General features: G+C 43.3%; 11 protein-coding genes. All 11 read right to left on the reverse strand.

Features of this window, described 5'->3' with window-relative positions; all coding sequences use genetic code 11:
• Positions 1-10: 10 nt before the first annotated feature.
• The 11 genes from H4683_RS14315 to mobB all read right to left on the reverse strand — a co-directional run bounded on the left by H4683_RS14315 (position 11) and on the right by mobB (position 11,958).
• Positions 11-1,381, reverse strand: coding sequence for a sensor histidine kinase (locus H4683_RS14315; RefSeq protein ID WP_192599506.1), 1,371 nt, complete (start codon positions 1,379-1,381; stop codon positions 11-13).
• The gene (locus H4683_RS14320) at positions 1,378-2,052 is read right to left on the reverse strand and encodes a response regulator transcription factor (RefSeq protein ID WP_192599507.1); all 675 of its coding nucleotides are present in this window, start codon (positions 2,050-2,052) and stop codon (positions 1,378-1,380) included. Before H4683_RS14320 ends, H4683_RS14315 begins: the two co-directional genes overlap by 4 nt.
• Before the next feature lie 549 nt (positions 2,053-2,601).
• Complete coding sequence (locus H4683_RS14325; RefSeq protein ID WP_192599508.1) at positions 2,602-3,921, reverse strand: YjiH family protein; 1,320 nt, start codon at positions 3,919-3,921, stop codon at positions 2,602-2,604.
• 63 nt (positions 3,922-3,984) lie between these two features.
• Positions 3,985-5,238, reverse strand: a complete 1,254-nt coding sequence (gene hutI / locus H4683_RS14330; RefSeq protein WP_192599509.1) for an imidazolonepropionase — start codon at positions 5,236-5,238, stop codon at positions 3,985-3,987.
• Positions 5,235-6,908, reverse strand: coding sequence for a urocanate hydratase (gene hutU, locus H4683_RS14335; RefSeq protein ID WP_192599510.1), 1,674 nt, complete (start codon positions 6,906-6,908; stop codon positions 5,235-5,237). The genes hutI and hutU overlap by 4 nt, the downstream gene beginning before the upstream one ends.
• Positions 6,909-7,068: 160 nt before the next feature.
• Positions 7,069-8,505, reverse strand: a complete 1,437-nt coding sequence (locus tag H4683_RS14340; protein WP_192599511.1) for a helix-turn-helix transcriptional regulator — start codon at positions 8,503-8,505, stop codon at positions 7,069-7,071.
• Positions 8,506-9,174: 669 nt separating this feature from the next.
• On the reverse strand, positions 9,175-10,185 hold the full coding sequence (moaA, locus tag H4683_RS14345; protein ID WP_225942103.1) for a GTP 3',8-cyclase MoaA: 1,011 nt from the start codon (positions 10,183-10,185) through the stop codon (positions 9,175-9,177).
• A 4-nt stretch (positions 10,186-10,189) separates the two neighbouring features.
• Positions 10,190-10,762: a molybdenum cofactor guanylyltransferase gene (gene mobA / locus H4683_RS14350; RefSeq protein WP_192599513.1), complete on the reverse strand. Its 573-nt coding sequence runs from the start codon at positions 10,760-10,762 to the stop codon at positions 10,190-10,192.
• On the reverse strand, positions 10,759-10,992 hold the full coding sequence (moaD, locus tag H4683_RS14355) for a molybdopterin converting factor subunit 1 (RefSeq protein WP_192599514.1): 234 nt from the start codon (positions 10,990-10,992) through the stop codon (positions 10,759-10,761). The genes mobA and moaD overlap by 4 nt, the downstream gene beginning before the upstream one ends.
• Positions 10,989-11,435, reverse strand: coding sequence for a molybdenum cofactor biosynthesis protein MoaE (locus tag H4683_RS14360; RefSeq protein ID WP_192599515.1), 447 nt, complete (start codon positions 11,433-11,435; stop codon positions 10,989-10,991). Before H4683_RS14360 ends, moaD begins: the two co-directional genes overlap by 4 nt.
• A 4-nt stretch (positions 11,436-11,439) precedes the next feature.
• Positions 11,440-11,958, reverse strand: coding sequence for a molybdopterin-guanine dinucleotide biosynthesis protein B (gene mobB, locus H4683_RS14365; RefSeq protein WP_192599516.1), 519 nt, complete (start codon positions 11,956-11,958; stop codon positions 11,440-11,442).
• Between the last annotated feature and the right edge of the window lie 18 nt (positions 11,959-11,976).

Genomic DNA, 11,976 nt, shown 5'->3' on the forward strand with positions numbered 1-11,976 from the left:
TAGTCAGAATCTAACTATCTGTTGATGGAGTGATTGGCAAGGTGACAATGACGGTTGTTCCTCGGCCGGGCTCACTTTCCGCTCGGATGTAGCTTTGATGAAGAGATATGACCTGTTTAACGATGGCAAGTCCCATACCGCTACCGCCATACTTACGACTGTGGGAACGATCGGCCTTAAAAAACCGCTCGAATATACGTTTCTGATCCTCAAGGGAAATACCAATGCCCGTGTCGGATATTCGGACTGTCACGTTTTTGAAATCTTGTTTGGTGCTGACGGTAATAACGCCGCCATCCTTGGAAAATTTGATGCTATTGCCGATTATATTCGTCCATACCTGGTTTAATAGATCATGATCAGCCGTGAGGCGAACGACCTTCAATTTGAGCTCGAAACGGATGTTGCGGGCAGACCATTGTGGCTGGAGTGCCACAATTATCCGTCTAATCTGTTCATCAAGGCTAAACGTGACCAACCGCAATTGCTGTGACTGCGATTCAAGCAAACTCAGCTTGAGCAGGCCATCGCTCATTTTGGACATCCGATCTGCTTCGGCGATGATAATATCAAGATAACGGCCTCGTTCGTGATCTGCGATGTCTACTTGCTTAAGCGCCAAGGCATATCCGGATATCGAAGTGAGCGGCGACTGAACTTCGTGCGATACGTTCGTTACGAATTCCCTGCGCATCTGCTCAAGCTGCTGCAAATCGTGCATCATTTCTTCGAAGCTGCGAGCCAAAGTACCCAGCTCGCCCTTTTGCTTAATATTCAGCTTGACGTTGAAATCTCCAGCTGCTATACGCTTGGTCGCTTTTGTCAGCTTTTTGATCGGTCTTACTAGGAATACAGAGGCAACCAGAATAAATAAGCTTCCTGTAATCAACGAACAGATTGCAAAGATCAATCCCCACTTTATAACAAAAGAGGTAGAAGGGGGGGAGAGCGTTTCCAAAAACATCGCTTTCGTTCCCATTTCCGTTTTCAACGGCAACCCTAAAAGGACCGTAGCAATACCATTCGGAGTATCTTGAACAACTCCTCCATCTACTACTTTCTTTAGTTGTTCCATCGTCACAGTGGCAGGTTTATGGCCGTTAAGTTTTCCGTAAGACTGGAACTGACCCGTTGCTTCGTAAATTCGAATATGATAGGAATCGAGCTGCTTCATTTCACTTACGAACGAGTCCGCTTCACTTAATGAAAGGGTCTTATAAATCCGGGCGATGTCTTGGCCAAAGTTACGTAAGTTGATTTGCGCGTTTTCGTTCAATTTTTCTTCAAATATCCAAGTTGACACGAAAAAAGAAATGATTGTGCCCCCGATGACAGAGACTAAAAATGTCAGGACAACACGTATATATAAGGATTTGATCATTCGTATACCTCAAGGCGGTAACCAAGCCCACGTACTGTTTCGATACGAAAATCAGGTGTAGTCGAGAAGCGTTCGCGCAGTCGTTTAATATGCACGTCTATCGTTCGTTCATCTCCTGCATAATCGATTCCCCAAATCTGATCGATCAACTGCTCGCGCGTATAGACTTGTCCGGGTGTTCCGGCAAGCTTAAACAGCAATTCGAACTCCTTGAGCGGCAACGTGAGCGACTCCGTCCCTCTCATCACCTTATATGTCTGTCGATCAAGGATGACGTTGCCGAACTGGATCGTTTGCGTGGAGCCAATCCGGTATCGTTTCAGTAGTGCCCTAACACGAGCCGTCAACTCCAACGGATCGAATGGTTTCGTCAAATAATCATCCGCTCCAAGTTCGAACCCTTTCACTTTCTCCCATGTTTCGCTCCTCGCAGTCAGCATAAGTATTGGAATAGTAGGATTGGCCCTTCGGAGCTCTTTGCATAACGTCCAACCATCCATATTCGGCATCATAATATCGAGCACGACAAGATCGACATGCTTCGCGGCATAGACAGTCAGTGCTTCCTTACCGTCTTCGGCTTCGACTATTGCGAATCCGTCATTGCGTAGAAATAAACAGACGAGTTCACGAATATTTGCATCATCGTCAGCAACCAGTATAGTAGGCATCTATTCCCTCTTTTCTTGTTTTCCACCCCAAATTGAAGTAATCATTATACTATAATTTAACTACCCCTATTCTTCCTAATAATCAAGAACAGGAATATCATTAATTGATTTCGTCATTACCCTGAATCTTTTCATCTTCAATAAAAGCCTCCCTTACACCGTAAAGAAGTCGGTACTTCTTCCATTGACTCAAAAAGAACAACCTGCTTTTTTTAATTTCTACCAAGCTCTGAATCGATTATTCATGCATCAGTTCAACAAGAATTCTTTCAAACCCCAATCATTTATCAGTTCTTCAGTCCATGTTCGAATCATATTACTCATGCTTTCACCTCTTCACTATGCGACACCATTTCATATTGACGGATGCCTAGTACGGCATTCAAGACCCGGTACGGATGAGTGGCTAATTCTTATCCGACGGTTCCCCCCCTTCCCACTGTATGTTGCATCCTAGGTTCAGTGGCTCTGACCGGCGCCCACAAAAAAGTCAGCTATCAAAACACATAGCTGACTTTCTCTTCTATACTTCTTCTATCAAGTCATACCCTACAACAATAAATACGCTATTGGGGTGACGATGAGCAAAGTTAAAATGACACGTTGGAACCAAATTACGATAAGTTGTGGGATCGTAATTGGAATTTCAGTAGATACGATACAGGGTACAACAGCTGAAAAAAATATAATCGATGATACGGAAACGACCGCGATAACAAATTTAACGACCAATACCGATTTGACCACTAGTAATGAGGGCAAGAACATTTCCGCAATGCCAAGTGCACTTGCTTTTGCAACGAGCATTGGTTCCGGCAATTGAAGTAATAATGTAACTGGATAAAAAACGTAGCCCAGCCAATCAAATACCGGTGTGAACTCTGCTAATACTAGACCAAGTAAACCGATGGAAAGGATTGACGGCAAAATAGCCATTGCCATAAGAATACCGTCACGTACATTCGTCCATATGTTATTAGCGAAGGTAGGTGCATTCGCAACCGTTTCAGTTGCCTCATTCCACGCAGCGACAAAACGATTCCCCACTGGCTTGGCTTCGGGTTGCGGTATAGATCCTTCGTAATATTCATTTTTAATGGAACATAGTGGCCAGATATGAACAGTAATTGCAGTTACAATGAATGTCACGATTAAAGTGACCCAAAAATATAAATTCCAAATCGGCATTAAATCTAGTGTTTTTGCTACGACTACCATGAATGTAGCAGATACTGTTGAAAATCCTGTCGCAATGATTGCAGCTTCACGAGCTGTATACTTTCCTTCTTTATAGACACGGTTCGTTATGAGAAGCCCCAAGGAATAAGAACCTACAAAAGATGCCACTGCGTCAATCGCCGAACGGCCTGGCGTCTTCCAAATCGGGCGCATGATAGGCTGCAGTAAAACACCGATAAATTCTAGCAAACCATAACTGACTAGTAACGCTAAAAATACAGCTCCAATTGGCACAAGAAGCCCTACTGGTATGACTAATTTATTCAGTAAAAACGGACCCATACTTGGTTCAAACAGCCATGCAGGACCTACGTTAAAAACGAGCAGAATACCTACAACAAAACCTATCACTTTGAAAACTGAAAAGACAATATCAACTTTCGACTTATTCCATTTACCAGAAATGAATGGATAAACAGCACCCGCTAAAATTACAAGCAATGCGTAATAGGGCAATACGCCACCTAGGCTTGTTTGAATCCATGTCACCATATGATCCAACATAATCGAACTCTTTTCACCTATTGTCACCGGTACAAAAAACATAAAAGCGCCAATAAAGCTAAAGACAAAAAACTTCCACATACCCGTGTTTGAACCCATCTTCTTCGTTTCCCCTACCTGTTGCATCTAAACTCCCCCTTTTCGATAACGCTTCTCCCCTAATAGACTGTATATCTATTGCATAGGTGCTTAGCCTACAACTTGAATTCCCTTTTTCCAGACCGTTCCTACATGATTCACCCCAAACAAATATTGTAATTCTTGATAAATTGATACATTCCACATAACCACATCACCTTGTTTCCCTACTTCCAATGAACCGACGCAATCTTCCATCTGAATGGCACAAGCAGCATTGATTGTCGCTGCTACAAGTGCTTCCGCTGGTGTCAACCGCATTGATATACAAGCCAAATTCATGACGAGCGGCATGGATGTTGTCGGAGAAGATCCTGGATTGCAATCCGTTGAAATTGCAACGGCAACACCCGCATCAATCATCTGACGGCCTTGCGCCGCCTCTTCTCGTAAATAAAGTGCTGTTGCCGGCAGTAAACAAGCAATGACACCCCTTTCAGCCATTTGTTTAATCCCATCATCGGAAGCTTTTAATAAGTGTTCTGCCGAGATCGCTCCAACTTTAGCAGCCAGTTCTGCACCACCGTAGGATTCAATCTCATCAGCATGAATTTTCGGTACTAACCCTAGTATCTTACCCGCTTCTAAAATACGTTCTGATTGATCTGGTGTAAATACACCTTTTTCACAAAACACGTCATTGAATATCGCTAACTTCTCTGCTGCTACGCGAGGAAGTATTTCATTCACAACTACATCAATATACGCTTCTTCCTTCCCCTTATATTCCTGGGGAACAGCATGTGCACCCATGAAGGTCGGAACGATATCAATCGGATGAAGTTCATTCAAACGCTTCATTACACGTAATTGTTTCAATTCAGTTTCCAGGTCAAGCCCATATCCACTTTTCCCTTCAACGGTCGTTACACCGTGTTGTAAAAATGAATCAAGACGGAGCGTTGTTTGCGCTACCAGCTCATCTTCCGTTGCTTCACGCGTCATTCGAGTTGTCGAATGGATTCCTCCACCCGCATTCATAATATCCATATAAGTAGCACCCTCAAGACGCATTTCAAATTCATGTTCACGACTGCCACCATATGCGAGATGTGTATGCGGATCGACTAATCCCGGTGTCACTAAATGACCTGTCGCATCGACAATATCCGCTTCTATAGAGCGAGTTTCAAACAAGTTTTCGAGCTCGTTTGTCGTTCCAACCGCTACAATTATCCCATCCTCAATCCATACACTGCCGTCTTCTATGATGCCAAGTTCCGACATCTCCTCCCGGCGGCGTGGTGCATTTTCACCAGACAACGAGACCAATTGGGCTGCATGTTTTATCCACAAAGGCCTCATAGATTTGAGCCTTTTAACATCGGGATTTTTATTCCTTTATCACGAGCAGTCTGAATCGCCAGGTCATAACCTGCATCTGCGTGGCGGACTACGCCCATTCCTGGATCCGTCGTCAACACACGTTCGATACGTGCTTCTGCATCTTTAGTTCCATCGGCTACAATTACCATGCCCGCGTGTTGTGAATAGCCCATACCTACACCACCGCCGTGGTGGAAAGATACCCAAGTTGCACCGCCTACAGCATTAATCATCGCATTCAAAATCGGCCAGTCTGAAACAGCATCAGAACCGTCTTTCATCGCTTCCGTTTCACGGTTTGGAGATGCAACAGAACCCGAGTCGAGATGGTCACGTCCAATAACAATTGGAGCACTCAATTCACCGCTTGCCACCATGTCATTGATGATCTTCCCGAAACGTGCCCTCTCGCCATACCCTAACCAGCAAATACGAGAAGGGAGTCCTTGAAATTGAATTTTCTCTTGTGCCATCTTAATCCAATTACAAAGATGCGTATTGTAGCTAAATTCACGTAAAATAACTTCATCTGTTTTTCGAATATCTTCCGGGTCTCCTGATAGCGCAACCCAGCGAAAGGGCCCTTTGCCTTCACAAAATTGAGGACGAATGTACGCGGGTACGAAACCTGGAAAATCAAATGCACGTTCAATACCTTCATCTTTTGCGACCTGACGGATATTATTTCCATAGTCAAATGTAATTGCACCTCTATCCATCATCTCGACCATTGCAGAAACATGCTTCGCCATAGACGCTTTCGACCGCTTAACATATTCTTCAGAATCTGCATGACGTAATTCAGCTGCCACTTCAAGTGTCATACCCTCCGGTATATAGCCATTCAATGGATCATGTGCAGAAGTCTGGTCCGTCAACACATCAGGGATGAATCCGCGTGCAATCATTTCCGGCAAAATCTCAGCAGCATTTCCTAGTAAGCCGATAGATAGCGCTACCCCGTCCTGTTTCGCTTTTTCCGCCAGTCGAATTGCTTCGTCAAGCGAATCTGTTTTGACATCTGTGTAGCGTGTTTCAATACGGCGGTCAATACGGGTCTCATCTACTTCAATTCCGATACAGACCCCGCCTGCCATCGTCACTGCTAAAGGTTGAGCGCCACCCATACCTCCTAAGCCCGCGGTTAGCGTAATCGTTCCCTGTAATGATTCTCCGAAATGCTGTTTCGCAAGTTCAGCAAAAGTTTCATATGTTCCTTGAACAATTCCTTGCGAACCGATATAGATCCAGCTTCCCGCTGTCATCTGCCCATACATCATCAACCCTTTTTTATCAAGTTCATGGAATGTATCCCAATTCGCAAAAGCGGGAACGATATTTGAATTTGCAATTAACACACGTGGCGCATTTGTATGTGATTTAAAGATTGCCACTGGTTTACCTGACTGAATAAGTAAAGTTTCATCATTTTCTAATTCTTTCAATGAATGGACGATAGCGTCGAAGCTTTCCCAGTTTCTCGCTGCCTTCCCAATTCCACCATATACAACTAAATCTTCAGGATGTTCCGCCACATCGGGATGTAAATTATTCATCAGCATACGAAGAGCCGCCTCTTGCTGCCAACCTTTCGTATTCAACTTTGTCCCTGTATATTGAACTACCTTGCCTAATGTATCCGCTTTCACTATTAAAAACCCCTTTCGCTATACTTTAATTGTATAGCGAAAGTTCCGAAAGTTTTTTTATAAAATGGACTCTTTATTATAAATAGTCCCTTATTTCATTAAATTAAATAACCAATTTATAATCTGTTGATCAAAACATTCTCTAATAGATAGCTTAATTTTATGATTGTCGGTAATCCAATGGAGAAACTCCAGTAGTTTTCTTGAATTTCGCACTGAAATAGGTTGGGTAGGTAAATCCCGTCAACCTTGAAACTTCTGTAAGTGGTATATCCGTCTCCTTCAACAGTCTTTTCGCTTCCCTGATGCGAACCCTCAACAATGCATTTCTAAATGACATGGCCCCTTCTTCTGCAAACTTCCGGCTAAGTGTACTTTTATGTAGTTTCAATTGATCTGCACAAGCAGTTAAATTCCAAGTGGAATCCCAGTAATTTGACTCTATTAATTCGCGTACCTTCTCATCCAGATTTCGACCAATAGTAGACATTGCTTTCGAAGTAGTTAGCAACTGTGCCGTAAATGAAATGAATACCTGAAGGATTTGATACATAACTGGCTCACGGATTATATCTTGAAAAAGTGCATGATACGCTTGTTCCAATGCATTTGTTTTCAAGGATTTCGCAGTCATATATCGACGAATTTGAGCAAGAATACTCGTAAGACGTACACGTACCATTTCAGGGTCAGGATATGGTGACTCAAGTGTCAAAAAATCGTGCTCCAACCATTCACGTATGGCGATAAGATTTTGCTTTTCCAACATTTCAATCCATTCTTGTTGTTCCACTGGCGAGAGAAAAGGATCCATTTCTCTCCATGTAAGATTATTATTCACGGTAGTCAAAATATCGTAGCCATCGTAAAAGATACGTTCCCGATAGCGACGCATTTTTTTGTAGAGTACATGGTAACTCGTATTATCGGTAGATTCGTATAAGTAGATTGTTAGCAAAGCATCGGATTGATTTTTCCACTGCGAGAAAAAGACACGATAAGCCTCTTGTAAAAGTTCGATTTCTTTTAAGCGATGGACGACGACAATAAAGTCAGGGAAAGCAAATACATTAAATAATGTTGGAAACGCATACCCTTTCAGTACATTAACTAGATATGTTAGCGAGTCCATTTGCGACGGTACAATCATACTTATCAGAATTGAATGCGTCGGCTGCTTGTCGCCCAACAATAGATCACCATACTTTACAATGGATTCATCCGCTTGAACCGGGCGCTTTGAATTCGCTTGTTCATTTCTCCAACGAAAACGGGCTTGCTGTACATGTTTCATTAAACGTTCAGGTTGAAAAGGTCGGAACAACACATCTTCAGCTTTATGCTGTAACGCATGATAGACGGTTTGGAAAGTACGCTCAGAGGATAATCCCAACCAAATCGCATGGGCTGGTAAGTTGAAGTCTTTTTTCGTACGAAGATCCAAATCAACAATATATAAATGGATATCATGATAGTTCGTCAACAATGACCAGTCCTCAACAATAGTTTCCACTTTCATATCATTCCATTGTGAAGTCAGCATCCATTTCAAGCCCTGCGCTTCGAGTAAATCTCTCGTAAGAATGAGTATATTCAAAGAAACAACCTTCTTTCATTTTCTTTATACGATTGTATCTTATATCCCATTTCCTGAATAGAATACCTTATCGATGAGTACCTTTACGCAACACTTATGACAATTAATAGTTCGGAATAAAGAGACACACGAAAAAACCAACCATTCATAAACTTAGCGAGTTTCCAATTTACTCTATTAAATTGTAATATATTTCTGCATAGATTTATGCACCCAACGTCACTTGATAAATCGATACATTTACTTTCAGTTCGTTCGCAATAGAGATTATCTCATTATCTGTAGTTTATCTCCTCAACTTCAAGCGGTGGGTGGCCAGGCACGCGAGAATCAAGGAGTTCAATGGACAAATATGTTACAGTGAATTCAAAAAAGGAGTGAGAAAATGAGCGTGAACAGAGAAGATTTTAATAAGCTGATCGAAGCAGTTCCGAAAAAAATGGGCTGATGTGGAACGGTATCTAAAAATTTCGACTATGCCTGAAGAAGAAGCAACCGAAGAAGATTTGGAAGCGTTTAGGTAGGCTGAAATTGACAAGAAAAACGGAGATCTTATATCCCTAGATGAATAAAAGAAAAAACTGTTCAATGGACAAATATGAGGTTGAACTATCTAAAAAAACTGGAAAATCAATTCCAATCAAAAAAAAACGCCACCGAAGTAGCGCCTCACCCACCAATATAACTCATGCCAATTTTCTTCCGACTTTTCGCCGTTTGTTCGGTCCGCTCATCCGAATAGCGGTCGGCACGACGTTTCCACACACCACTGATTGCATCAAGTAACTCCGCATCTGTCAACCCACTACGGATTAACTCCCGTAGATCGAATCCCTCCGACGCGAACAAACAAGTGTACAATTTGCCATCCGATGAGAGCCTTGCGCGCGTGCATGATGAGCAGAATGATTCTGAAACAGATGTGATAAAACCAACTTCTGCGCCGTTATCCGCATAGCGATAGCGCTTTGCAACTTCACCGTAGTAGTGCTGTTCAGCTGGTTCGAGTTCGTACGCCGCCCTCAACCTATCGTAAATCTCTTTCTTCGTTACAACTTTTTCAAAGCTCCAGCCATTATCATTGCCGACATCCATGAATTCGATGAAACGCAGCGTGATGCCTCGTTCTTTAAAATAGGCAGCCATTGGAAGAATTTCACTTTCATTGATCTCTTTTTGGACCACCATATTCACTTTAATGTCAAAGCCAATGTTTTGCGCAAAGTCGATACTGGAAAGGATCAAGTCCGGTTTGATGCCGCGTCCATTTAATTGGCCGAAAATAATTGGATCAAGTGCGTCAAGGCTCATATTTAACCGACGGAGACCCGCATCATATAACGGCTGTGCGTATTGACGTAGCAATACACCATTCGTCGTCAACCCGATGTCTTCAATTCCATCGATTTTCATCAGCTTCGCAATTAATTCAGATAGGTCCCTACGCAAAAGTGGTTCACCACCTGTTAAACGAAGCTTTTTCACACCGAGCGCGGCAAACAGCTTGGCAAAGCGTTCGATTTCCTCAAATGACAACAACTCGTTTTTCGGCAAGAAAACATAGTCATCCCCGAAAACTTCCTTCGGCATGCAATAGGCGCATCTGAAATTACAACGATCCGTCACCGATATGCGAAGATCCCGAATCGGTCGACCAAGCTTATCTATGATTGCATCCAATTCCTCAGCCCCTTTCCAATACGTCTGGCGTATTAATGTTCGTGAATACTCGTGCTTCATCTTCGGTCAATAAACATCCATTAGCCCATGTCACTCCGCTTGCTGAAAGTATATTCATCACACGGAGTTGCTTACTTTTCAAGGCTTGCTGCAATACAGTTTTCATCGTGCGGTCCCATATGGAAACGAGCGGATGATGTCGTCCTCGCGAAATAACCGCCGTAACGTTGGTTTTATGATATTTCATCAACTTACTTATGACCGCTCCGTCAACATACGGCATGTCGCAAGGCAACACCATATAGCGGTCCGCTTCCACGGATTCCATCGCAGACAGGATCCCTGCAAGCGGACCGAGTCCTGCATAGTTCGCCACGTCAATTCGTACGTTCACTGTTGGTGGAAAACTCGCCACAAGTTCGGGTCGCGTTACGACTATAACCTCGTCACAGACCGTTTCCAGGGCTTCCATCGCAAATGTATAAAAGGATTTATTATTCAGTTTCGCGAACGCTTTCGGCGAACCAAATCGTCTCGACATTCCACCTGCCAACACTACGCCAACCGTCTTCATCATCCACCACTCACTGGAGGAATAAATGCACAAACATCACCAGACTGGATGACATCTTCCTTCAAAGCATACTCTTCATTCACGGCCACATGAACTGTATTTTTCCCGAAACCTGGATAGGTATCTTCGGCCCAGTTGAGTAGTTCCTGAACCGTCATCGAGTTTTGTTCAATCGTCTCCTCTGACTTTCCTGTCAGTTCACGTAATCGCGCAAAGTAATTCACTTTGATCATTCCGCTACATCCCCTTTCTCAGGATATTTTTTCTGCCCGCCAATCCACTCTTCGCCATCTTCCCAGATTTCCTTCTTCCAGATAGGAACGATTTCTTTAATGCGCTCAATTGCATATTCATTGGCTTCATAGGCTGCTTTTCGATGTGGTGATGACACAGCAATCAGGACGGCGATATCTGAAATATGCAATTCACCGATTCGATGAACAATGGCGACTTTCACGCCCGGCCATTTATTTTCCATTTCTGCGCCAATCTGAGCAAGTTTCTTCTCCGCCATCGGGACATACGCTTCGTAAGCTAAATAGACTGTACGAACCCCGTGCGTCCACTCGCGTACATGTCCCGCGAACACGGTGACAGCTCCCGCACCTGCATGAAGGACATAATCCGTATATTTTTGTGCTTCTATCGGTGTTTCAATAATTTCAAATGGTTTCACGGTACTACTCCCTTCCAACCCAATCGAGTAGCCAACAATCTAACCGCTCGACTTCTATCCTAGATTCAATATGTGGAACGCTGGCTTCGACAACCGAACAACCGACAACAAGCTGAATTCCCTGGAGACTTCGCAGTTCATCCCACTCTTCTTCATTGCGAAGCAGAACGACTTTATCTCCTTGTTCCTCTTTATATCCTTCAATAAATAAAATATCCGGATTGCCGAGTGTAACAAGCTCTTTTAAACGAATGAATTCCAGCTCTTCATTCAACAATAACTGAACTGCGCCGCCGCCCGAAACAGCCGAAACATCCGCACCACTAGCGAAAAACTGCATCGTATCTGTCGATGAATCCGGCATACTAAGTGGATCACTATGCCCATGATGCTTTAAGACAGCGACCGTAAAACCCTCTTTTTTCAATAAACGAACCCATCTCGCAAGGAGTGTCGTCTTGCCACTATTTTTATAGCCCACAACATGGAGTGTCTTCAAAGGAGCCACTCCTAGTGTCTTCAAAGGAGCCACTCCTAGTGT

It is taken from the genome of Sporosarcina limicola (assembly GCF_014873855.1).
GTDB lineage: Bacteria > Bacillota > Bacilli > Bacillales_A > Planococcaceae > Sporosarcina > Sporosarcina limicola.